At 56.1% G+C, this 22,363-nt stretch carries 22 protein-coding genes; 13 read left to right on the top strand and 9 right to left on the bottom strand.

Features of this window, described 5'->3' with window-relative positions; all coding sequences use genetic code 11:
- On the top strand, positions 1-1,101 hold a 1,101-nt coding region (locus tag K3T82_RS31505), incomplete at its 5' end, for a WD40 repeat domain-containing protein (RefSeq protein ID WP_220197478.1).
- 83 nt (positions 1,102-1,184) lie between these two features.
- Here the strand turns inward: K3T82_RS31505 and K3T82_RS31500 are convergent.
- Entirely contained in the window at positions 1,185-2,609 is a 1,425-nt protein-coding gene (locus K3T82_RS31500; protein WP_220197477.1) for an outer membrane protein assembly factor BamB family protein, read from the bottom strand.
- A 219-nt stretch (positions 2,610-2,828) separates the two neighbouring features.
- Here K3T82_RS31500 and K3T82_RS31495 point away from each other — a divergent pair, with 219 nt between their 5' ends.
- The 4 genes from K3T82_RS31495 to K3T82_RS31480 all read left to right on the top strand — a co-directional run bounded on the left by K3T82_RS31495 (position 2,829) and on the right by K3T82_RS31480 (position 6,593).
- On the top strand, positions 2,829-3,797 hold the full coding sequence (locus tag K3T82_RS31495) for an aldo/keto reductase (RefSeq protein WP_220197476.1): 969 nt from the start codon (positions 2,829-2,831) through the stop codon (positions 3,795-3,797).
- A 311-nt stretch (positions 3,798-4,108) separates the two neighbouring features.
- Positions 4,109-4,537 carry a hypothetical protein gene (locus tag K3T82_RS31490; RefSeq protein ID WP_220197475.1) on the top strand — a complete coding sequence of 143 codons (429 nt, stop codon included), beginning with the start codon at positions 4,109-4,111 and terminating at the stop codon, positions 4,535-4,537.
- Between the two features lie 180 nt (positions 4,538-4,717).
- A complete protein-coding gene (locus K3T82_RS31485; protein ID WP_220197474.1) occupies positions 4,718-5,953 on the top strand; it encodes a sensor histidine kinase in 1,236 nt (411 codons plus the stop codon).
- Positions 5,954-6,020: 67 nt separating this feature from the next.
- Entirely contained in the window at positions 6,021-6,593 is a 573-nt protein-coding gene (locus tag K3T82_RS31480; RefSeq protein ID WP_220197473.1) for a peroxiredoxin family protein, read from the top strand.
- 53 nt (positions 6,594-6,646) lie between these two features.
- Here the strand turns inward: K3T82_RS31480 and K3T82_RS31475 are convergent, their stop codons facing one another.
- Positions 6,647-7,213, bottom strand: a complete 567-nt coding sequence (locus tag K3T82_RS31475) for a histidine phosphatase family protein (protein WP_220197472.1) — start codon at positions 7,211-7,213, stop codon at positions 6,647-6,649.
- A 230-nt stretch (positions 7,214-7,443) separates the two neighbouring features.
- Here K3T82_RS31475 and K3T82_RS31470 point away from each other — a divergent pair, with 230 nt between their 5' ends.
- From K3T82_RS31470 to def, 8 genes are all read left to right on the top strand, one after another.
- Positions 7,444-9,534, top strand: a complete 2,091-nt coding sequence (locus tag K3T82_RS31470) for a bifunctional aldolase/short-chain dehydrogenase (protein ID WP_220197471.1) — start codon at positions 7,444-7,446, stop codon at positions 9,532-9,534.
- Positions 9,535-9,733: 199 nt separating this feature from the next.
- Positions 9,734-11,209: a rhamnulokinase gene (locus K3T82_RS31465; RefSeq protein ID WP_220197470.1), complete on the top strand. Its 1,476-nt coding sequence runs from the start codon at positions 9,734-9,736 to the stop codon at positions 11,207-11,209.
- Between the two features lie 4 nt (positions 11,210-11,213).
- Positions 11,214-11,954, top strand: a complete 741-nt coding sequence (locus K3T82_RS31460; RefSeq protein WP_220197469.1) for a (Fe-S)-binding protein — start codon at positions 11,214-11,216, stop codon at positions 11,952-11,954.
- Positions 11,954-13,372: a LutB/LldF family L-lactate oxidation iron-sulfur protein gene (locus tag K3T82_RS31455; RefSeq protein WP_220197468.1), complete on the top strand. Its 1,419-nt coding sequence runs from the start codon at positions 11,954-11,956 to the stop codon at positions 13,370-13,372. Before K3T82_RS31460 ends, K3T82_RS31455 begins: the two co-directional genes overlap by 1 nt.
- A complete protein-coding gene (locus K3T82_RS31450) occupies positions 13,369-14,013 on the top strand; it encodes a LutC/YkgG family protein (protein ID WP_220197467.1) in 645 nt (214 codons plus the stop codon). Before K3T82_RS31455 ends, K3T82_RS31450 begins: the two co-directional genes overlap by 4 nt.
- Before the next feature lie 159 nt (positions 14,014-14,172).
- Positions 14,173-14,679, top strand: a complete 507-nt coding sequence (locus K3T82_RS31445; protein ID WP_220197466.1) for a nitroreductase family protein — start codon at positions 14,173-14,175, stop codon at positions 14,677-14,679.
- A 357-nt stretch (positions 14,680-15,036) separates the two neighbouring features.
- Entirely contained in the window at positions 15,037-15,312 is a 276-nt protein-coding gene (locus tag K3T82_RS31440) for a helix-turn-helix domain-containing protein (protein ID WP_220197465.1), read from the top strand.
- 36 nt (positions 15,313-15,348) lie between these two features.
- Positions 15,349-15,861 (top strand): peptide deformylase, encoded by a 513-nt coding sequence (gene def / locus K3T82_RS31435; RefSeq protein WP_220197464.1) that lies wholly within the window; start codon positions 15,349-15,351, stop codon positions 15,859-15,861.
- Positions 15,862-15,877: 16 nt separating this feature from the next.
- Here def and K3T82_RS31430 read toward each other — a convergent pair whose 3' ends face one another.
- From K3T82_RS31430 to K3T82_RS31400, 7 genes are all read right to left on the bottom strand, one after another.
- A complete protein-coding gene (locus tag K3T82_RS31430) occupies positions 15,878-16,717 on the bottom strand; it encodes an NAD-dependent epimerase/dehydratase family protein (protein ID WP_220197463.1) in 840 nt (279 codons plus the stop codon).
- 23 nt (positions 16,718-16,740) lie between these two features.
- Positions 16,741-17,994: an adenosylhomocysteinase gene (locus tag K3T82_RS31425; protein WP_220197462.1), complete on the bottom strand. Its 1,254-nt coding sequence runs from the start codon at positions 17,992-17,994 to the stop codon at positions 16,741-16,743.
- Between the two features lie 19 nt (positions 17,995-18,013).
- On the bottom strand, positions 18,014-18,775 hold the full coding sequence (locus K3T82_RS31420) for a TrmB family transcriptional regulator (protein ID WP_220197461.1): 762 nt from the start codon (positions 18,773-18,775) through the stop codon (positions 18,014-18,016).
- A 379-nt stretch (positions 18,776-19,154) separates the two neighbouring features.
- Entirely contained in the window at positions 19,155-19,502 is a 348-nt protein-coding gene (locus tag K3T82_RS31415) for a hypothetical protein (protein ID WP_220197460.1), read from the bottom strand.
- 229 nt (positions 19,503-19,731) lie between these two features.
- A complete protein-coding gene (locus K3T82_RS31410) occupies positions 19,732-20,679 on the bottom strand; it encodes an SDR family NAD(P)-dependent oxidoreductase (protein ID WP_220197459.1) in 948 nt (315 codons plus the stop codon).
- Positions 20,680-20,844: 165 nt separating this feature from the next.
- On the bottom strand, positions 20,845-21,300 hold the full coding sequence (locus K3T82_RS31405) for a MerR family transcriptional regulator (RefSeq protein WP_220197458.1): 456 nt from the start codon (positions 21,298-21,300) through the stop codon (positions 20,845-20,847).
- A gap of 135 nt (positions 21,301-21,435) precedes the next feature.
- Complete coding sequence (locus K3T82_RS31400; protein WP_220197457.1) at positions 21,436-22,359, bottom strand: sucrase ferredoxin; 924 nt, start codon at positions 22,357-22,359, stop codon at positions 21,436-21,438.
- Positions 22,360-22,363: the final 4 nt, after the last annotated feature.

The raw sequence follows: 22,363 nt of genomic DNA, 5'->3' as shown, positions 1-22,363 counted from the left end.
ATGCTAAAACGTTCAAAGAATTCTATTCGGAAATTCTACCTTGTATGTTATGTGTTGGCGGTCAGCTCTCTCTCTCTACTGCTAGCTGCCTGTGGATCGGCTGAATATGGAAATGGAACAGCTAATGCTGAAACGTCGCCGAACTCGGCGTTGACGACTATGAGCCCTGCCATAAAGTCAACGAGTGCACCCGGCAAAGTGCTCAGCACTTATAACAGTAGTCATGGTGTTGCCCTGGCTACAAGTTGGTCGCCCGATGGGAAGCGCGTCGCCTCCGTGGGTTTTGACTCCACTGTCCAGGTATGGAACGCGACAAGTGGGAAGCTCATCTGGCAGCAGTCGCTAACAGGTACGCATAGCGTCGCCTGGTCGCCAGATGGAAAGTATGTTGCCGTGGGAACTATGGTCATGGGTGGTGATGCCGGAGAGGGCCTGGTCTATGTGCTTAGCGCCACGGATGGCGAGCGGCAGTTCATCTCACAGAAGCATAATCATGGCATCACCGGGGTCTCCTGGTCGCCTGATTCCACGCGTATCGCCTATGGCGTTGAGAACGGTATCGTCGAAGTGCTGGACTTGAAGAACAACGGCAGGGACAACAAGACCTATCACTTAGACGCGGGCGATCTGGTTGGGGCCGTGGCCTTCTCGCCCGATGGAAACTGGCTGGCATGGGTCGTGACCACGCCGGGCACGCCCAAAGTGACGGTAGTTGATATCGCCTCTGGTGAGGCGAAGAGCTACCAGGAGCATACCGACCTTATCAACGCTATCGCGTGGTCGCCTGATAGCACGCGTATCGCCTCCGTCAGTAACGACAAGACCGTGCGCGTCTGGACCGTCACAACAGACGAGACTCAGCAAGTCTATACAGGTCATAGCGATATGGTGCTCAGTGTCTCCTGGTCGTCCGATGGCAAGTACATGGTCTCCGGTTCCACGGACAAGACCGCGCAGGTCTTCAATGCCGCTACGGGGAAGAAGCTCTTCACCTTTAAGAAGCATACTGGGAGCGTGTTCAGTGTCTCCTGGTCGCCTGATAGCAAGCGGGTTGTCTCAACGGGCGAAGGTGGGACCGAGTATGTCTGGCAGGCTGTGTAAGTTATAGTCGAGCATGATAAAGGGCGAGCGGGGGATTATTATTCCCCGCTCGCCCTTTGCATACTTCTTAGTAGTAGGCGGGATTAAAAAACGGGGATTCTCTGGATGTTCTGCCCCTCGGTGATGGTAACCAGTGTCACGGTTGTTAGCGAGGGTGAACTGGTCTTCCAGGGCTGCTTCCAAAGGACGCTGCCATCCCGCTTGTTCAGGGCGACCAGGTTTTGGTGCAATTCCAGTGGACTGGGCTGGATGGTCTCGACGACAATCAGCGCGTCCTGAGAGGGGCTCAGACTAAAGAGGCTGGGTTGCAGAGTATTCTGGCACCAGCGCTCTTTCCCACTCGCCGGATCGAGCGCGCAAAGCTGTTTCTGAGCTGTCGGGACGTTGCCGTATCCCTTGTAGGCATAGATCATCTCCTGGCTAGAAATCAGTGTAAACTGATTATAGTCGTGGAAGCGTTGCCAGAGCAGCTTACCCGTGTTTGTATCCAGGCGCATCAATATAGCTTCTTGCCCCTTTGGCGCTTTGGGATTATAGTTCAGGCCATTGAGGTACAACTGATCGCCGAGCAAGACCACACTCATGCCACTGATGTCAACAGGCATTCGTGTCTCCCAGAGTACTTTGCCACTTGATGGCTGAAGCGCCTGTACGCTCGTTATATGACTGATATCGATTCCAGAGGGATTTTGATCTATCTGCTTAATGGCGAAGGCTGACTGCTCGGTCGCGAGAAGCTTGAACTTCCACACATCACCATCATTTTGATAATCCTTACGCCAGGTTACTTGGCCGTCAGAGGGGCGTAGCGCGATGACCTGTAACTGATTTCCCCTCTGTTCTTCCATCGCATAGAGAGTTTCTTTTGTGGCAACCAGGGATGAATACATGCGCATTTTCTCACTGGTATAGGTCCAGAGATCCCTGCCATCGGTAGCGTTCAAGGCATATATGCTGTATGTGGGGTTGATACGGCGCTCCGCAGGGCTCATCGTAAGATAGATTTGCCCGGCGCAGATTTCTAAATTGTTGACGTCTAGCTGCTCGTACTCGCGTTGCCAGAGCATATGCCCGTCCTTCGTATCAACGGCTAAGAGCAGGGTTGGCTTCTGGTATGCAGACGCGAGGATATAGAGCACGCCGTCAACGATTTTATTGGTACTCGATTGATACATAGTGGTGATCTTGGTGGGGGCTTTCTGCCAGAGCTGTTTCCCGTTTGTTGTGTCGAAGGCGGTGACATACAAGGTTGAGGTGCCCTGGTTGCTGTCGGCATCCTTCGCGATGGCGTCCCATGAGATTGCATATTGGGTATGGGTTGATTGATTGTTGCTGTTCGTAGAGCATCTCCCTTCTTGTTTCTGTGGTGACGTTGTAGTTGGTGGGGAAGCTGTAACGTCTGACGAACCACAGCCAGCGAGTAGATACATAAATAGCAGAGTAATAAGGCTATAAATGCAATTTAATATCCCTGTTACTTTCTTTTTAAACATAGGGTGTTGATACATAGAGTAGCCCTCTCGTATATGTGCCACAGATGTGTGTCTGGCATTCATATACTTACTATAAATCAATTTACATATCAAGCTGATGGTGCAAATGTCCCATTTGAAAACATATGAACCGGTAAGGCGAATAAGTCTGCACTAATATGTGAAAGAGAAAATTAAAAAGCTTTACAATTATATAGAGCTGCGATTCTATAGAGAAAGAGAGCTATTTGCCATATGGAGAAGACGTTACTTATGCGCAACCTGGGCGACTCATCCCTAAAAGTGGTGCCGCTCTGCCTGGGTGGCAATGTCTTTGGTTGGACCGCTGACGAGCAGGCGTCCTTCAAGGTGCTGGACGCCTTTGTGGAGGGAGGCGGTAACTTCATCGATACGGCGGATGTCTATTCGCGTTGGGTGCCGGGCCATAAGGGTGGCGAGTCCGAAACGGTGCTGGGAAAATGGTTAAAGCGCACTGGGAAGCGCGACCAGATTGTGCTCGCGACGAAGGTTGGCAAGGATATGGGCCCTGGGGGATCAGGTCTTTCGCGTAAGCACATTATGCGAGCAGTAGAGGAATCGCTCAAGCGCTTGCAAACAGATTACATCGATCTTTACCAGTCGCATGACGATGATGCCGAGATCGATCTTGCCGAGACGCTAGGGACCTACGATGAGTTGTTGCGCCAGGGCAAAATCCGCGCGATTGGGGCTTCGAACTATAAGTCCGAGCGACTACAACTCGCGCTTGAGGTAAGTAAGCAACATGGCTACCCACGCTACGAGAGCCTGCAACCAGAATATAACCTCTATGATAGAGAGGGATATGAGCATGATCTAGAAACGCTCTGCGAGCGAGAGCACCTGGGTGTTATCAGTTACTTTAGCCTGGCAATGGGCTTCCTGACTGGTAAGTATCGACCCGACCAGGATCTACCCACAAGCGCGCGTGCTCAGGGCGTTAAGCAAGCTTACTTTAATGAGAGGGGATATCGTATCTTAGCGGCCCTGGATAAGGTCTCCGCCGAGTATAACGCCACCCCGGCCCAGGTTTCGCTGGCGTGGTTGATCGCGCGCCCTAGCATTACCTCGCCTATCGCCAGTGCCACCTCGGTTGAGCAGTTGCGAGACCTGATGAAGGCTCTTGAACTCAAGTTGGACGCCTCCGCGATCAAGACGCTTGACGAAGCCAGCGCGTGGCGCTAATGCGCAATGTAGCGAGCGTTGACTAAAGCATCGCGCCTACATATGAAGAAGCTCAGGACTGCTGAACACTGCTATAGTAGCTCCAGCGGGGGCGCCGCTGCACGGATACTCTACTACTTATAATTGCTTATCTTCACATTATGCGTGAAATAAAGTATCATAGGTATGTAAAGTAGATTACGCTGAAGCTGTGAGTGGGCTTCTGTTGGTGTGGTTGCGCGAGGTCCTACTAACGCCTCTCGCTGCATCTCATGCGGGAAACCTGTCACACAATAAGCGCGTAATACCCGAATCGATCTGAAGGGATCGAGATGTACGGTGCGTATAATAAGGCACGTGGCTGGAAGCGCTCCCTGCAGAACTGTGGAGAGCTCTTCATGGACGGCGTGTGCTGGGTCCGGGACATAATCGTGAGCCTTCTCATGCTCATGATCGTGGCCGGGGTCGTGGTCGCAACCCTCAGCATTCTGTTGGAGGGGTTTGTGATGAGCACGCTCTGGGGATGGTTCATCGTGCCGATGCTTCACGGCTCAGAGCCTAATGTTGGAATCTTCAGTGGGCTCATCCTGAGCGTGGGCATGGTCATCAGCCAGATGTCCTGTGCCGCTGGACATGTACTGAAGCGATCGGAGCGACCGAAATACGGCGTGAAGGAGATGGTCTTCCTCGTCGTCTCCATCATCGTTGCTCCTCCGCTCTACGCCCTGGTCATCGGCTACGTGTTCCACCTGTTCGTGTAGGGGAAGCTGAAGCGAGAGTGCTGGATCGGGAAGGTGTTGCTGACACCGGACCTCCAGCCTCTCGCTTTGGTGTTTATACAGCATGTAACCTGAAGGCTAGTTGCCGATAGAGAGGAGTAGAATAGAGAGAGATAGAAGTTCATAAAGAAGCTAGTTTTTTCCCTCATGGGAGGGGTTATTATGCATACATCGTCACTCGATGAACGAACTGAAGAGCGGATCGCGATGGAGCGAGATACACGCACGCACCCCGAATCTGCTGACACTTTCTTACATAAGTATGCCTTTGTGGCTCCCTTTATACCCGCGCCATTCCGCTCATTGAAGCTTGGCTATTTACTCACGCCTCTCCTCCCATTCATCGCATCTATAGCTGTGTATATGAGCCTTCATGCCTTTCCACATATGCATTTTGAAGAGGCTCCAATCCTGCTTGCCGTGATTCTGGTCTCGGTCTGCTGGGGTCTTCTGCCCGGGCTCATTGCCAGTATGGTTGGTATCCTTTTCTTTGTGTATGTCATTACGCCACCCATCAACCAGTTCTCTCTCACCGACCACGAAGATTTATTCAGTTTGGTGATGTTCGGGGTGACCTGCCTGAGCTTGAGTTTACTTACCAGCCAGTTGCAGCGCGCGCGCATTGTGGCACAGCAGGCGCGCAAGGAGGCCGAGAAGGCGAACCTCATGATGGACGATTTTGTGAGTATCGTCGCGCATGAGCTACGAACCCCTTTGACGGGTGCCAAGGCCAGCATTCAGCTTTCAATGCGCCAGATACAGCAGGCTAAAGTTACACAACAGGATCGAGAAAAGATGCTAAAGTCCCTACAACGGCATATGTCGCGCGCGATTCAGCAGCTTGATCTGCAAAATCGCCTGGTGCGAGATCTTCTCGATGCCTCGCGGGTGCGTACAAAGCGTCTGGAGATACACCCGGAGTGTTGTAATCTGGTTGACATTGTAAGTGAGAACATTGAGAACCAACGTCTGCTAAATCCTGAGCGCGTTATATCCTACTCCGGGCCTTCTGTGGATATGATACCGCTTGATGCTGACTCGGATCGTGTGGGACAGGTCCTCGCCAACTATCTAAGCAATGCGCTTAAGTATTCAGATGCCTCTAAGCCTGTTGCCGTAGATGTCAAGCTTGAGAAGACACAGGTTCGAGTCTCTGTCCGTGATCAGGGGCCGGGCCTGACACGTGAGCAGCAGCAGCACATCTGGGAGCGCTTTTATCGCGTGCCGGGTATGTATGTACGTAGTGGCTCTGGCGTGGGCCTGGGACTCGGTCTCTACATCTGCCGCTCCACAATTGAGCTTCATGGTGGACATGTTGGCGTCCAGAGCGCTCCGGGTCAGGGCTCAACCTTCTGGTTTACCCTGCCCCTGATCGATACCGCCTCAAACGAGGAATAGTACTCTACACTTGAGGGTTGTATAGAGAGGATAATCTTTTTGCAGTGTAGAGATAAGGAGATAGCGAGTGAGAGCAGATATTGTTCCGGGGGCGCGTTTCCCCGACTTTGAGCTGACTGACCACACCAGGACACGGCGACGTTTGAGCGAGCTACAGGGCATCGATCCTATGATCCTCATTCTCTCGCGTGGACATTACTGCCCCAAGGATCATCAGCAGCATCTTGAACTGGCGGCATTTTATCCCAAGATCGCCGTATCCTATACAAAGATTGTGACTATCTCAACCGATAACATCCTGGAGACAAACGAGTTTCGTGACGCGGTAGGCGCGCAATGGACCTTTCTCTCGGATTCCGGGCGCAAGGTTCAACAAGAATTGGATATCCAGGAATACACGGACCCCCATCATAACCCGATGATTCCCCATACGCTTGTATTGGAGCCGGGCCTGGTCGTCTACAAGATCTATAACGGTTACTGGTTTTGGGGTCGCCCCTCACCCGAAGAGCTACGCCAGGATCTACGTGCCGTGATGCAAAAAGTTCGCCCCGACTGGGATCTCTCCAAGCCGGGTTTGCACGAGAACTTTGAGGGCGATAAGTCGCTCCACTATCCCTACAAGGCTGCCGGGAAATAGCGATACTATGTGACGGTCGTGACCGCGACCGTCACATAGTATCTTCACCAGAATTATTCGGCACGTTCCAGGTGTTCGGGTTGAAACTCGTAGCGCCAGATAGGGATGTCGCGCCACTCCCAGGGGGTGTTCACAATCTCTTTGAGCGTGGAGTTGCTTGTATGCCAGTAGGCAAGCGCATATTTTGTGGCCCGGTGCCCGATGACTACGATGCTCTTGCCATCATAGATGCGTATTGCTTCTCGTAGAAACGCGCCCACCCCCCGCACAACCATCTCGACACTCTGCCCACCAGGAAAAGGTGTATGAATGCGACGTGGAAATTCCTTATCAATCTCAATGACAGGATGTTGGGTCAATTTGCCATAGTCACATTCGCGCAGGCGTTTATCGGGAATAATGGGTATATCTCGACCCGCGAAGGCTCGCTCAGCCGTCGCGGTGGCACGCAGCAGATCCGAGCAGAAGACCGCGTCCAGGTCCTCTTGAGCGTAGTGTTGTCCAAGCTCCAGGGCACTTGCCCAGCCAGCCTGTGATAGGGGCACGTTCGCGTGTCCCGAAGCGTGCCCGGCCTCATTATCCACACTCGTCATGTGGGGTGAATAGAAGAGAGTCAACACGGTTCAAAAACCTCCTTGCGGGGGACAATTGGCTTATTTGCTTCCTACATCCCTATACTATCACTTCGGGCGCTCGCGCGCATCAGTTCATTTCCGCACCTACTTCTCCACCGCGCAACCTCGCCTGTATTGTGCCGCAATGCTCATTGGAAGGATTGACAAATGGGCTGTTGATGGTGTACGTTTTGAAAGGATGTGAAAGTAAACGAAACCCAGGAGAGGATGATGCTATGACCGAGACGACTGCACAGCGAACACTAGCCCAACTGGTCGCGCGCTCGCGACGGTTGGGGGAAGATCGCTCTATTTGTAACTGGGGGGGAGGTAATACCTCCGCCAAGACCGACGCCATCGACTTTCGGGGCCGCGAGACGCGTATCCTGTGGGTGAAGGGGTCTGGTTCTGATCTGGCGAGTTGTACCGAGGCCTCCTTTACCGGCCTCTATCTTGATGACCTGTCGCCTTTGCTTGAGCGCGAGGCGATGAGCGATACCGATATGGTAAACTATCTCGCGCACTGCTTCTATGAGCCGGGGCGTCCGCGACCTTCCATCGAGACTTTGTTGCACGCCTTCTTGCCCTTCGCGCATGTCGATCATACCCATGCCGATGCGGCGAACTATTTTGCCTGTGCCGCCGATGGTGAGGCCCTGGCGCGTGGCTGCTTCGGCGATGATCTGATCTGGATACCCTATCGCCGCCCCGGCTTCTCTCTGGCGCGCGAGGTGGCCCTGGCAGTACGCGCTAACCCACACGCGAAGCTTGTTATCCTGGCGAAGCATGGACTGATTACCTGGGGGGAGAGCGACGAGGAGTGCTTTGCATCAACCATGAGCATCATTAAGCGTGCGCAGACCTATGTTGAAGCCCGCATCGCGCACTCTTCCGACGCGCTCTTTGGTGGAACCAGCGTCGCGGCGCTTGAGGAGGGCACGCGGCATGCTATCGCGTCTGGTATCGCGCCAGTGCTACGTGGACTCATCTCGGCGAACGCGCGCCAGGTCTTGCGTTTTGAGGATGGCGAAGACATTCTGACCTTCGTGGGGAGCTATGAGGCACCACGCCTGACGGCGATTGGCGCGGCCTGTCCCGATCACCTTGTGCATACAAAGCCCTGGCCCTTGCTCGTTGATTGGGAGCCCGAGCGAGGTGTGGAGGCGCTACCAGAGGCTTTGAGTGCGAGTATCGCTTCCTATGTCGAGCGCTATAACACGTATCTCGCGGCCAACGCGGAACAGGATCTCGACCCTGACGCTCCTGAGACAATCTACCGTGCCAGTGACGCCGCCGTTGATCCCTTCCCGCGCGTGATCTTGCTTCCCGGCGTGGGGATGTTCACCACTGGTAAGGATGCCGCGCGGGCTGATGTCTCCGCTCAGCTCTATCATCGTGCCATCGCCGTCATGCGCGGGGCTGAGTCCTGTGGCGGCTTCATCTCTCTCAGTGAGGCGGAGAGCTATGCCGTCGAGTACTGGCCCCTTGAGCAGTACAAGCTCAAGTTAGCTCCGCCCGAGCGCGAGTTTGATCGGCGTGTGGCTCTGGTAACTGGCGCGGCTGGTGGTATTGGCTCGGCTATCTGCCGCCGCCTTGCCCGTGATGGCGCGCATATCGTTGCCACCGACATCGATCTTGAGAGCGCTCAAGAGCTTGCCTCTTATTTAAACAAGCAATATGGCGCGGGTAGAGCTGTCGCTATCAGGATGGATGTGACCAGCGAAGAGAGCGTTGAGACGGCCTTTGAGCAGGCCGCGCTGGCCTTTGGTGGCCTGGATATTATTGTTAATAATGCTGGTCTGGCGTCAAGCGCGTCTATCGTCGAGACGACTCTCAAGGAGTGGAACCGCAACTGGAACGTGCTGGCGACTGGCTATTTCCTGGTGGCGCGTCAGGGCTTCCGCACGCTTCAGGCACAGGGGCGCGGCGGATCACTCGTCTTCATCGCCAGCAAAAACGCCCTGGTCGCGGGCAAGAACGCCTCCGCCTATTCGACCGCCAAGGCCGCTGAGGCGCACCTCGCGCGTTGCCTGGCTGAAGAGGGGGGCTCGACCTCTATCCGTGTGAATACTGTCAACCCCGATGCCGTGCTCTCGGGTTCGCGTATCTGGAGTTCGTCATGGCGCGAGGAGCGTGCCGCGACCTATGGTATCAAGCCCGATGAGCTTGAGGAGCTATACCGTAAGCGCACGACGTTGGGCGTCAACATCTTGCCAGAGGATATCGCGGAGGCGGTAGCCTTCTTCGCTTCGCCCACGCGCTCTAGCAAGAGCACCGGCAATATCCTCAATGTTGACGGGGGCGTTGCCGCCGCCTATACTCGCTAACAAGATTGCCGCTGCTAAAGCGACGCGGCTACATATGGGCCGAATCGCGCGTTGATGCATTGCCGGACCCAAGTTACATATGTGCCAGGTCGCGTGGTGACACAATGCCGGCCCCCCAAGCAATGCGCTCGCTCCAACGCCACCATCATATGTAGCCGCGTCGCTTTAGCAGCGGCGGCGCAACACAGGAGGGACACCTATGCCGACACGCAATGTCGCGGCAGTCGATCTCGGAGCGGAGAGTGGGCGTGTAATGCTGGCTCGCTTCGATGGGCAGTACCTGCAATTGGAAGAAGTGTATCGCTTCCCCAACCGTCCGGTTACTGTAGATGGACATCGCTTCTGGAATATCCAGGAGTTGTGGCGCGAGACGCTCGCTGGCCTGCGCAAGGCGCGGACAGTGGCGGGTTCGCTCGATAGCATCGGCGTCGATACCTGGGCGGTCGATTATGGGCTCGTCGATTCTAATGGCGAGCTGCTCGGACAGCCTTTCCAGTACCGCGACCAGCGTACCAAGGGCGTGATGGAGTCGGTCTTCGCACGCGTTCCGCGCCAGGAGATCTATGCCCAGACGGGTATCCAGTTTCTCCCCTTCAACACGCTCTATCAGCTTGCCGCGCATCAGCGGGACCAACCGGAGGATTTGACTCGCGCGCGAAATCTGCTTATGATTCCTGATCTACTTCATAGCTGGCTCTGCGGCTCCCAGGTCACCGAGCGTACAAACGCCTCCACGACCCAGTGCTGGAACCCCGTGACTGGCGCGTGGACAACTGACCTGCTTGCGCGACTGGATATACCGAGTCCCTTCCTGCCCCCGGTCGTTGAGCCAGGAACTGTGCTCGGCGAGGTCCTCCCCGAATTGCGCGCTGAACTGGGGAATCCGCGTATCATCGCGCCCGCGACCCATGATACTGGTTCGGCTATCGCCGCCGCCCCGTTCGCGCAAGCTCTTGGGCGAGGCTATATCAGCTCTGGAACATGGTCATTGGTGGGTCTGGAGTTACCCCATCCTATTATGACATCGGAGGCGTGCGAGGCTAGCTATACTAATGAGGGCGGTATCTGCGGTACGACGCGCTTCCTCAAGAATGTGATGGGCCTGTGGCTCTTGCAGGAGTGCCAGCGTCAGTGGCATAAGGCAGGTCAGGCTAGCGACTATGATACGCTTTTGGCGCAGGCTGACAACGTCGAGCCCTTCGCCGCGCTCATCGATCCCGATGATCCGCGCTTCCTGGCCCCCGAGCACATGCCTGACACCATTAACGCATATCTGTTAGAATGTAAGCAGTCGCCGTTGCAAGCGCCTGCCGCCTTTGCGCGCTGTATTATGGAGAGCCTGGTCTTGCGCTACTGCGAGGTCTTACTTCAGCTTGAGCGGTTGAGTGGGACGCCGCTGGAAGCCGTGCATGTACTTGGTGGCGGCTCGCGTAATGTTCGTCTAAATCAATGGCTAGCCGATGCCAGTGGGCGACCCGTCATTGCCGGACCTGTCGAGGCTACCGCACTGGGTAACGCTCTCATGCAACTTGTCGGGCTGGGCGAACTACGCGACCTGGACGAGGTGCGAGCCATCGCCCGCGCGACCCCGACGCATACCTTTATGCCGCGCCAGGAACAGCGAGCGGCCTGGAACGAGGCGGCACAGCGTTTCCGTTCCTTGAAGAAAGGATGAGCTGATGCGTGTAGCGCTATTTATAACCTGCTTTAACGATACCCTCTTCCCCAGGGTAGGTATCGCTACCACTCGGCTTCTAGAGCGCCTGGGGCATACGGTTGAGTTTCCCGAAGCTCAGACCTGTTGCGGACAAATGCACTACAATACAGGCTACCAGCAGGAGGCAATTCCCCTGGTTCGCCATTTTGTTGAGGTCTTCAGTGATGCCGAGGTGGTTGTCGCGCCTTCCGCGTCCTGCGTGGGCATGGTGCGTGACCTCTATCCGAAAGCTGCCGTGCTCTCTGGCGATCCCAGGCTGATTGAGGCCGTCGAGCAGCTTGTTCCGCGCGTCTACGAACTCTCGGAGTTCCTGGTCAAACGCCTGGAGATCACGGACGTTGGCGCGTACTATCCTCACCGTGTGACCTACCATCCAACCTGCCATAGCCTGCGTGTCCTGTGCGTAGGTGATGCGCCTCTGCAACTGCTGCGCGCCGTTCGTGGCATCGATCTTGTAGAGTTATCCAACTCTAGAGAGTGCTGCGGCTTCGGCGGAACCTTTGCCATCAAAAATGCCGACACCTCGCTTGCCATGCTCAGCGATAAAATGCGCTGCGTGCTGGATACGGGGGCCGAGGTGCTCTGTTCTGCCGACACGTCCTGTCTGATGCACATTGGGGGTGGGCTACATCGCCAGCGCGCGGGTGTGACAAGCATGCACCTTGCGGAGATCTTGGTCAAGACCGAAAGCGAGGACGAGTAATGGCTAGTAAGGCTCTGCCGATGTTTCCCCAGGCCGCGCGAACCGCGCTCGCCAATAGCCAGCTCCGGCGTAACCTGGGCAAGGCCACCGGGACCATTCGTACCAAGCGGCTCAACGTAGTTGGTGAGCTGCCCGATTGGGAGGAGTTGCGCGCCGCCGGGTCCGCCATCAAGGCGCGTGTGATGCGCCATCTCGACGAATATTTACTTCAGCTTGAGGCGTCCGTACATCGCGCCGGGGGCTATGTCCATTGGGCGCGTGACGCCGCCGAGGCTAACCGCATCGTGACCGAGATCGCTCAGGCCAAGGGTGCTGACCGCGTAGTGAAGGTCAAGTCACTGACGACGGATGAGATTGGGTTGAATAAGGCCTTGGCGGAGGCTGGCATCCGCGCCATTGAGACCGACCTCGCGGAACTCATTATTCAGCTTGCTGGTGAGGGCTCGTCTCATATCCTGGTACCCGCCATTCACAAGAACCGCAGCGAGATTCGCGATCTCTTCCGCCGCACCATCGCGCGCGACGAGGACTTGAGCGATGACCCGGCTCAACTCACCAGCGCGGCGCGACGTTATCTTCGCGAACAGTTTCTCTCAGCTCAGGTCGCGGTAAGTGGGGCTAACTTCGCTATCGCCGAGAGCGGAACCATTGGCGTCGTCGAGAGCGAGGGCAATGGGCGCATGTGCCTGACCCTCCCGCGCACACTCATCACCGTCATGGGTATCGAGAAGATCCTACCAACCTTCGCCGATTTCTCGGTCTTCCTACAACTGCTGCCCCGTAGCTCCACGGGCGAGCGCATGAATCCCTATACCAGCCTGTGGACGGGTGTCACGCCCGGCGATGGTCCCCAGAGCTTCCATCTTGTCCTGCTCGACAACGGGCGCACGAGTGTTCTTGCCGATGAGGTGGGACGGCAGACGCTCCACTGTATCCGCTGTAGCGCCTGCCTCAACAATTGTCCGGTCTACTCCCGCACCGGGGGACATGCCTACGGTTCGGTCTATCCCGGCCCCATCGGCGCGATCCTCACGCCGCAACTACTCGGCCTTGAACGCGCGAAGACGCTGCCCTACGCCTCTAGCCTGTGCGGAGCCTGCTACGAAGTCTGTCCGGTGAAGATCAACATCCCCGAGGTCCTGCTACATCTGCGCGGCGAAGTCACGCGCAAAGCCTCACCCCTGGACCCCGAAAAGGCCGCTATGCGCCAACTAGCGCGCGTCTTTGCCAGCCCCAAACGCTACGAGCAAGCGCAAAAGCTTGCCCGAAGCGGTCAACGTCTCTTTGTCCACAATGGCACAATCGACCACCTACCCGGCCTGCTCGCTGGCTGGACGACGGCACGCGACCTGGCCCCCATCCCTCAACAGAGCTTCCGTGATTGGTGGCGCGAGCGCGCAAAAGGAGAGCAAGTATGAATCAGAGCCCCCGAGAGGCCATTCTAGCACGCGTGCGTGGAGCCATCGCGCAGGCACCCGCCGCCCCGTCCATTCCACGCGCCTACCGTGAGCGCGACGAACGCGACCGAGTTGCTATCCTGAGCGACTTCGTTGACCGCCTGCTCGACTATAAGGCCCAGGTCACCCGCGCCGATGAAGCAGGTTTGCCCAACGCCATCGCTGAAGCCTGCCAGCGCCATGCCATCACGCGCCTTGCCATGCCCAACGACCTGCCTTCAGACTGGCAACCCGCCGGAATCACCATCGCGCGCGACGAGCCGCCACTAGACAACTCCGCCCTCGACGCCTGCTCAGCCGTCCTCACAGGCTGCGCAGTTGCCGTCGCCCAGACCGGAACCATCATCCTTGACGGCGGAATGCGCCAGGGGAGGCGTGCGCTCACGCTCGTTCCCGACATTCATCTCTGCGTTGTCTATGAAGAGCAGGTCGTCGGACTGGTACCCGAAGCCATTGCCGCTCTTGCCGAGCGTTCGACGCGCCCCATCACCTTCATCTCCGGCCCCTCAGCCACCAGCGACATCGAACTCAACCGTGTCGAAGGTGTCCACGGCCCTCGCACCCTGCACGTCATTCTCGTCACTAAGAGCGCTCATACGTAGGATGTGAAAATGCTCTCAGAGCCTGCCCCCCATATGCCCGACCATCAAGGCTCCCATGTGAGAAAGAGATATCACTTACCTCTGGCATAAGTGGGTATGCTAGAACTGTTATCAGTGTTAAATGTTGGCTCGATTAAGTGTTAGAAAGAGAGATGTACTTTGGACGTATTTGATGCGGTAAAGACAGTTCTGGCTGTACGCCAGTTTCAGGATAAGCCTATTCCTGAAGCCATTGTCCGGGAGATTGTGGAAGCGGCCCACTTAACCGCCAGCAGTATGAATGGGCAACCCTGGCATTTTGTGGTGGTGCAAGATAGGGAGATGTTGCGCCAGCTTGGTGCGCTCGCGCAGACTGGCCCCTATATCGCTCAGGCTCCTCTGGCGGTTGTTGTGGGTATGGAGGAGAGTCCGTTCGCGGTCTCCGACGCGAGCCGGGCTGTCCAGTCCATGATCCTGACCGCCTGGTCGCATGGCGTTGGCTCCAACTGGGTTGGCTTTGAGAACCTGCCACAGGTCAATCCCGTGCTAGGGATTCCCGCTGAGATTAAGGTCCTGGTGATTGTTCCTTTCGGCTATCCTGTGGCAAGCATTGGCAAGGGGCAGAAGAAGCGCAAGCCAATCGGCGAGGTTGCGCATAACGAGCGCTGGGATCAGCCCTTCAAGTAGTGTGTGGTGTCAAAAGAGTCGCGCACGAGACTCTTTTGACACTCTTTCGACTCTCTCATGTTCATATGGAGGGCATATGTAGGCGCTCAGCTTTAGCGAGCGCCGAGCACCCCGCGTGGGTAGCCCTGCGCAGACTAAAGCTCTGCGCCTACATATGCAGGGTTTAAGCCTTTTGAGCGCTGTTGTAATAGCTCCGATGAAGCATGCATGTGTTGCGGCTTGTAATTGCACTGCATTGACATCCCACAACGCAGAAGGTATACTAAAGCTAAGCTTATATGCAAATTCCGGCACTCTTAAAGTGAGAAGGCGGGTCGGGTTTTGCATGAGAAATATATCAATTATGGAGGATCACCCATGCCAGTATCATGCCAGCTTCGCCTCATACTCGCGCAACTTAACGTTGAGCGTGCCAGGCAGGGCGAGCCTGCCATCAGCTTGCGACGTATGGCGGACGAGAGCGGCGTCTCCCTGAGTGTGCTGGTCGCGCTCCACACGGGGCGCAGCCAGCGCGTTGATTATGCTACCCTGGACCGTCTGCTTACCTATTTGAACCGTTTCTTCCCCGTTTCTATGAGTGACTTGCTTGCCTGGGAGACCAGCGAGGATGAAGTACGCGCGACCGCCGTTTAGCGCTCGGTGTGAACTAGTCGAGAGGATAGATAGAAGGTGTCTTTATACCCAATTGTGATGCTGGGCGATCCTATTTTGCGCCAGAAGGCCAAGCGTATCAGCCGTTTTGATAACTCGCTCCACAAGCTGGCGAAGGATATGTTTGAGACGATGCATGCCAACAATGGCGCGGGACTGGCCGCGCCCCAGATTGGGCTATCGATCCGCATGTTCGTCGTGGAGCTTGACGACCCCAAGACGGAGAAGCACTATAAGATCGCGATGACGAATCCCGAGATTATCAAAACGAACGGCGAGCAAATCGGCCTCGATGGTTGCCTGAGCATTCCTGGCTACTATGGCGTCAATGTGCGACGAGCTGACCGCGTCGTGGTCAAGGGCCAGGACTTGAACGGCAAGCCCATGCGCGTTACAGCCGAAGGCTATTTCGCCTGGGCCCTTCAGCATGAGATAGACCACCTTAATGGCATCCTCTATCTTGACTTGCTCGACCGCAAGGAAGATCTGCGCGAAGTACGCGAAAGCGAAGCCGAAGAAGCCTTGAGCTAAGGTTGCGGCGTCCAGCTCACGCGTGTACATGCTCAAGGAAGTTGTGAGCGGGTTGAAAGCCGAGAACGCTCTCAGCCCGCTCAGAGTCGTAGACGCGGTCGATGCTTTTGGGGAGTTCCCACCCGCGCGCTGCGAACACGTCCAGGACTTCCGGCAAGCGCTGACGCAGGACCGCTACGGGGTCGCGTAACAGGAGAGAGGTGTCCTCTCTCTTAAAAGGTGAGCGTGCCGCAATTGTTAGGATGTCAAAGGTCTGCGACTCGTTGAGGGCTGCCAGCACGTGCGCCATCGCACCATCCCGCACGTCCAATCCCCGGTAGAGCCGATGCAGCGCCATTTCGCGTGGCGACTCCTGAAAGAAGCGCGCCACGCGCAGACAGATCGCGGGCAAGCCCCGCTTGAGCGCAAAGTGCTTACAAAGCGCCTCGGCACTCAACTTGGTCCGGTCGTAGATGTCGCGTGGACGTGGGTGCAATTCCTCCGTGACCCATACCGCGCCTCGCCAGGAGCGCATGGCCTTTCCATAGACCGACGTGGTACTGGTGTAGACGAAGCGTCCGACGCCTGCCGCTTGTGCCGCCTCCAACAGATTGAGCGTTCCATTCACATTCGTCTCAACAAAGTCGGACTCGCTATACCGTGCCATGTCTGGCTGGTGGAGCGAAGCGGTATGGATCACTACGTTGGACCAGCGTGCCAGGCTAAAGAGCGTCTCACGCTCGCCAATATTGACAAGCTCCCGCGTCCAGGGACCAGCCCTTCGATCAATGCCATAGACCTCGTGCCCCCGCGCCGTCAGTGCTTCCGCGATAGCGCTTCCAAGCTGTCCCGAGCTTCCTGTCAATAAGACGCGCATGATCTACTCCTTTATATATAATCCTAGCTGACTGTCCCCAATTGCCAGGAACGCGCGTATACCTCCTGCTGCTCATTCAGGCTGTCCAGTTCAATACCCAAAGCACGAAGCTTGAGGGCCGCGACCCGCTCATCGATAGCGGCTGGTACGTCGTGTACGTCGGGCGTAAGGTGCTGGTATTCCTGTAAGAGATAGCGGGTACAGAGGGCCTGGTCCGCGAAGCTCAGGTCCATGATGGCGGCGGGACTGGCCTCTGCTGCCACCTGACCTACGAGCCGTCCCTGAGCCAGCAGATAGAGCTTGCGCCCATCCGGCATGCGATACTCCTCAAGGTGCTCGCGAACCTGTGCTCGCTCGCTGGCGCTGTCAGCGAGGGCCGCGATATCAATCTCGACGTTGAAGTGTCCCGAGTTCGCCAGGATGGCCCCATCCTTCATGCGCTGGAAGTGCTCGCCCCGAATGACCCCGGCTATCCCGGTCACGGTCACGAAGATGTCGCCCAGTTCCGCCGCCTGAAGCATGGGCAGCACCTGAAAGCCATCCATGACAGCCTCAAGCGCTCGCGTGGCATTGACCTCGCACACAATTACGCGTGCGCCCATGCCACGCGCTCGCGCCGCGACTCCTCGCCCACACCAGCCGTAACCCGCGACTACCAGCGTAGCACCCGCGAGCAGAGTATTGGTTGCGCGTAAGATGCCATCGATGGTGTTCTGTCCCGTGCCATAGCGGTTATCGAAATAGTGCTTGGTTGGTGCGTCATTGACGGCGACCACCGGGAAGCGTAGAAGCTTCTGCTCCGCCAGGGCGCGAGCGCGAATCACGCCCGTCGTTGTCTCCTCAATCGCGGCGATGGTCGATCCGCTCTCGGCTCGCTGGTGAAGCGCGACTATCAAATCCGCGCCATCATCCATGACGAGGTGTGGATCGCAGGCGAGCGCTTGCTCAATATGACGACCGTAGGTTTCGATGTCCTCATCATAGAAGGCATAGACTGAAATTCCCTCCTCGACGAGCGCCGCGCAAACATCGTCTTTGGTGGAGAGCGGGTTGGAGGCGCAGAGCGCTACTTCCGCTCCACCCGCACGCAGAGCCAGGAGTAGAACCGCCGTCTCCGTCGTAATATGTAGCGCCGCCGCGATCCGCTTGCCCTCGAATGAGCGCTCAGCGGCGAACTCCGCGCTGAGCTGGCTCAGGACGGGCATGTGCTGCGCCGCCCAGGCAATACGTCGTTTCCCCTGAGCAGCTAGAGAGATGTCGCGAATGTCATAATTCATGTTGTTGAATCCTTTCCTCTTATGAGTTGAATTGCGCGAGATCGCGTTTGTCTTTCACGTTCCAGAGTTGGCGCTGCTTGCGCTCTTCCCATGCCAGCCACTCCGTCCCTGACTCACGTGCAATGATTTCCGCGCCTACGTGATTGTTTGTGAGGCGTTGGTGCTCGAAGTAGCCGCGTAAGGTGAGGGTAAGCGCGGGATTGGAGGTCACAGTAGCCTGTGATTCCAGCGTGCCAACCAGGGAGAGACGTTGGTCGCAGAGGACGAGCACGCTATCGGGCGCGCTCATAGCCGAGGCCGAAACCTGATAGATGCGACAGCCACGCTCCTGAGCCTGCCATAGATCCTCCTGCATTTCCGCGAGATGCGCGGCTGGCATGACTAGATTTACCTCCTCTCGTGCCTCGCTCAACAGGCGATGAACTCGCTCGAGCGTATTACGTTTCCCGCGCACAACCCAGAATTCCCCGTCAGCTTGCCTATGTTGGAGGAGTGTCAGGGAAGTAGCGAGCGTGTTCAAGGTATGCTCCATCGACGCGCGAACCTGCCCCAGAAAGTATTCTGGCTCCTGCGCCCGGTAACGTGGTGGCTCCCCAGGCTGTACCAGCACCAGCCCCCTCTCTAACAGCCGCTCAAGGATTTCATATATTCGTGAGAGCGGAACATGTGATTGCTTGCCAAGCTCGTAGCCGGTCATAGAGTCATGCTGGACAAGCGTCGCGTATGCCTCCGATTCATATTTCGTCAAACCTATCTGCTGTAGCTGTTCTAACACGTCCATAACGACCTCTAATACTATTAACCACTGTAGTAGTTAATAGTATACACGCAAAGGGGCAGGACCACAAGGGGAAGAAAAATATTTCTAAGACGCCACAATGGGGGGTGTAATATCCATATCTTGACCGTGGAACCTGATTTATCAAGCTCCACTTGGTTTAGCTTGTTCATAGGCCCCTACTCTTCTTGAGTGAGCTGGAGCAAGAGTGTGCTCTTATCTATTGTTAGTGTTTGACTGTCTTCGCGAGGGTTATGTGGGGAGAGGAGTAGATGCAGAGGAAGAACTCCACTGTGATACTTTCCAGTTGTTGAGAGTAGGGGAGCGCGTGGGCGAGCCGCACTCTGAGATGAGTGCGGCTCGCCCACGCGCGTCAGTACGGCTACGCCCCGCAGATCTCCCGCAGGGTGTTGAGCGCCACCTCCTTCGCCTTCGGCATGTACGTTTCGGCGTAGGCGCGGCGGTACGCCTCGTCCTCCTCGGCGCGACGCCCGAGGTTGGACTTAAGCGTCGCGTCCAGCAGCTTCTGGAGCTGCGGTCCCATCTTCTGCTCAAACAGCTGCGGGTACCGCACGAGGGAAGCCTCGAAGCTGGCGAGGTCCCGGTCTCCGTCGAGGAAACCCTCGGTCCTTGCGACCAGCGCGTACTCATGGGCGAAGCGGAGAACATGCGCGATGGATTGCGCGTCCTCCATGGCGTGCTGAACTGCACGCCTGGCAAGTTCGCTCACAACAACTCCTGTCATCGATGCGGGCATGCTGGCGTAGCACGGACCTTCGCAATGGGTGCGAAACCCGCTTTGCTCGTCACAAGTCAGCACCTATTCACATAGGGCGACAGATGTAAAGAGCGCTACATTGCGCCTAGTATAACATCTATGTGAGCAAGAGTGGAGGGGGAAGGAGGGGCAGATAGTCATCATACCATCATCTTTAATAACCGATTAGGCTTCCTGGTCATTATGCTTCGTTGAGCATGCGCTGAGAGATTCCCCATAATCTTCGAGCGTTATCAGGGTCAACGGCATAGGCGGCGAACCCTCGACGAATACCGGGCTGATGCGGCCCGGCTTCATTGCAGTCCTCAAAATAGCGACCGCTAACGCCCTCGATCAGTGGTGATGCCGCCAGTAAGACAGAGGTTGCCGCGCCTTGTTCGATGTTCTTAACTGATACCCCTGTGCTTGCAGGACCTGATAGAGCTGGATTGACCGGGACTTCTGGCAGGTTTCGCCCAAGTTTGGTATTGGCGATGCGACCAGGATTGAGGGCGTTGGTGATAATACCATCGGCTGTCCAACGCCTGGCTGCTTCTACCGCGAACAGGATATTGGCTGTTTTGGACTGCCCATAGGACGACCATGTGTCATAGGGGCGATGCTGGAAGTCAATGTCTTCAAAATCGACCTCGCCGTTGATATGCCCCACTGAACTGACCGATACAATACGGGCATGACCTGTCGCCGCCAGCGCATCATGCAGACCAAGCGCTAACGCGAAGTGCCCGAGGTGGTTGGTAGCGAATTGCATTTCGTGTCCCTGAGCACTGACCTCACGCTCAGGAATAGCCATCACTCCGGCGTTATTAACAAGGATATCCAGGGGCTCCTTCCAGTTATTAACAAATGCGCGTACTGAAGCGAGATCGGAAAGGTTGAGCATTCCAACATAGACGTCCTGATTACCTGTTGTCTGCATAATTTCCTGCGCAGCTTGCTCGCCTGCTGCCATATCGCGGACGGCAAGTATCACCTGAGCGCCAGCTTGCGCCAGTGCGCGAGCCGTTTCCACTCCGATCCCACTTGAGCCGCCCGTGATAAGAGCGCGTTTGCCGCGTAAATCTATCCCCTCAATAACCTCCATCGCGGTTGATGTGGCACTAAACGGTGTTGTGAGTAATGTTGCCATAGGTTTCTTCCCTTTCCTGATTAGGTCTTATCCGAAAATCTGAGCGCGCTCTCATTGAAACGAACCCCAGCGCTGCCTGAACGGCGGCTAGCGCTGATACGCTCAAGGGTTTGAATAAGGAGTTCGCGCTAGTCGCGACAGCGACGTTGATTTTCGGATAAGAAATTATCTTAAATCCTTCACAATATTTTCGTATTCCAGGGCGATGCGTTCGGCTTCAGCGAAATCGCCACGGGCTCTGGCGTCCCAGTAGGCGACTTTAAATGCCAGGTAATGCTGACGAATTTGAAGCTGCTCAATCTGCGTGCCTATTTTTTCGGCGTGAGCCTGAAAAAGCTCTCGCTTTTCGACGGCTGTCTCGTCGCCCTGCTCGCGAAGAGTCAGGTAAGTACGCATCTCATCAAGGCTCATACCAACGGCCCGCAGGTTGGCTAGTGACTCTAGAACCTGGAGCGTATCAGCACTATAGCGCCGGTGACCACTGCTTGAATCACGCCAGACATGAGGAACAAGCCCGATCTCTTCGTAGTACCTGAGAGTTGGAATACTCAAGCCGGTTCTTTGAGCCACTTCATGAATGGTATAGGTTTTTTGCTGTGGAAGCGATGACGAATTCTTCATGTCCGTAGTATAAAATACCTCAAGCACTTGAGGTCAAGGGGTATCTTTTTGACAGTAGGTTTATGCACGTGAAGGTTGGGGGTCAAGAAGAGATGCCGCTTTAATAATAGACATCTACTAACGCGGCATCTCTAATCAAGCGGGTTGTAGTTCCTCAAAGGTCTGCAAATGGAAATGGTAGCGCAAGTTCTTGCCCTCGGCGTCACAGCGGCAGGGAGGCATCTCTGGCTGCTGCAACTCGAATTGGATTGTGACACGATAGATCGTCCCGTCGCTGGTAGCTTGAAAGCGCACCGTATCGCGGCCCTCGGCCTCTGTCGTGCTATCTAACAGGCGTAGCGCATCCATACGCGTCTCACCTGTATGCTCACGGATGTAGTGCTCGGCGGCCTGGACTGCGTAGGAATAGATCGTACGCCCGCGACACTTGCGCGTATAGAGCCTCCTGGCGCGGTCAGCCTCGATGATCGACGCGACCTCCGGCACTGTCACGCGGCTGTAGTAGACGCCATGAGGCAGGCAGAGGAAATTGGCGGCAAACTGGTCCCAACCGATGTGGGTACAATGCCAGGTATGCTCACTATCGATGCGCGAAGCCTCGCGATGAACGGGGATTCCAAAGCGGGCGCAGCACATATCATGCTTGCCATTGGTGCAGACAAGGTACATGGGATCGGATGAGAGATAGGCGTCATACTCTGGGGAGCCTGTGCGCAAAGCCTCAAGATCGAGCTTGGGAATCTCCTCATAGCTCGCGAAGTTGAAGGCATATATCGCCTCGCGCTCCTCGCGTGTCACGCCAACGAAGCAGCGTATCCGCCCCAGAGGCCGCATGTCTTTCCTGATAAAGGTTACGATAGTTTTCAGGTTCATATAATCGTTGGCAATTGCCTTCAACCATTCCCGTACATGCTCGGGCAATTTGTTGTTATACACCGACATGTATTCCCAGGGGCCGGTATACTCGACCATAAGCCAGAGATCGGCAGGCGTCGCCAGACCTATGAATGGGTCCTGACGTACCTCCGAGATATGGGCACAAAAATGTTCTTCTCGCATAATG

This window comes from Ktedonospora formicarum, from assembly GCF_016587355.1.
In the GTDB taxonomy this organism is placed as follows: Bacteria; Chloroflexota; Ktedonobacteria; order Ktedonobacterales; family Ktedonobacteraceae; genus Ktedonobacter; species Ktedonobacter formicarum.
The sequence above is the reverse complement of the archived record's forward strand: the minus strand, read 5'-3'. Positions and strand labels throughout refer to the sequence as shown.

Bases quoted from the DNA above. Each gene is read 5' to 3' on its own strand.
- K3T82_RS31485 (WP_220197474.1), top strand. From the start codon at position 4,718: ATGCATACATCGTCACTCGATGAACGAACTGAAGAGCGGATCGCGATG.
- K3T82_RS31410 (WP_220197459.1), bottom strand. From the start codon at position 20,679: ATGGCAACATTACTCACAACACCGTTTAGTGCCACATCAACCGCGATG.
- K3T82_RS31420 (WP_220197461.1), bottom strand. From the start codon at position 18,775: ATGGACGTGTTAGAACAGCTACAGCAGATAGGTTTGACGAAATATGAA.
- K3T82_RS31425 (WP_220197462.1), bottom strand. From the start codon at position 17,994: ATGAATTATGACATTCGCGACATCTCTCTAGCTGCTCAGGGGAAACGA.
- K3T82_RS31460 (WP_220197469.1), top strand. From the start codon at position 11,214: ATGCGTGTAGCGCTATTTATAACCTGCTTTAACGATACCCTCTTCCCC.
- K3T82_RS31465 (WP_220197470.1), top strand. From the start codon at position 9,734: ATGCCGACACGCAATGTCGCGGCAGTCGATCTCGGAGCGGAGAGTGGG.
- K3T82_RS31470 (WP_220197471.1), top strand. From the start codon at position 7,444: ATGACCGAGACGACTGCACAGCGAACACTAGCCCAACTGGTCGCGCGC.
- K3T82_RS31450 (WP_220197467.1), top strand. From the start codon at position 13,369: ATGAATCAGAGCCCCCGAGAGGCCATTCTAGCACGCGTGCGTGGAGCC.
- K3T82_RS31495 (WP_220197476.1), top strand. From the start codon at position 2,829: ATGGAGAAGACGTTACTTATGCGCAACCTGGGCGACTCATCCCTAAAA.
- K3T82_RS31430 (WP_220197463.1), bottom strand. From the start codon at position 16,717: ATGCGCGTCTTATTGACAGGAAGCTCGGGACAGCTTGGAAGCGCTATC.
- K3T82_RS31500 (WP_220197477.1), bottom strand. From the start codon at position 2,609: ATGTATCAACACCCTATGTTTAAAAAGAAAGTAACAGGGATATTAAAT.
- K3T82_RS31455 (WP_220197468.1), top strand. From the start codon at position 11,954: ATGGCTAGTAAGGCTCTGCCGATGTTTCCCCAGGCCGCGCGAACCGCG.
- K3T82_RS31490 (WP_220197475.1), top strand. From the start codon at position 4,109: ATGTACGGTGCGTATAATAAGGCACGTGGCTGGAAGCGCTCCCTGCAG.
- K3T82_RS31405 (WP_220197458.1), bottom strand. From the start codon at position 21,300: ATGAAGAATTCGTCATCGCTTCCACAGCAAAAAACCTATACCATTCAT.
- K3T82_RS31440 (WP_220197465.1), top strand. From the start codon at position 15,037: ATGCCAGTATCATGCCAGCTTCGCCTCATACTCGCGCAACTTAACGTT.
- K3T82_RS31400 (WP_220197457.1), bottom strand. From the start codon at position 22,359: ATGCGAGAAGAACATTTTTGTGCCCATATCTCGGAGGTACGTCAGGAC.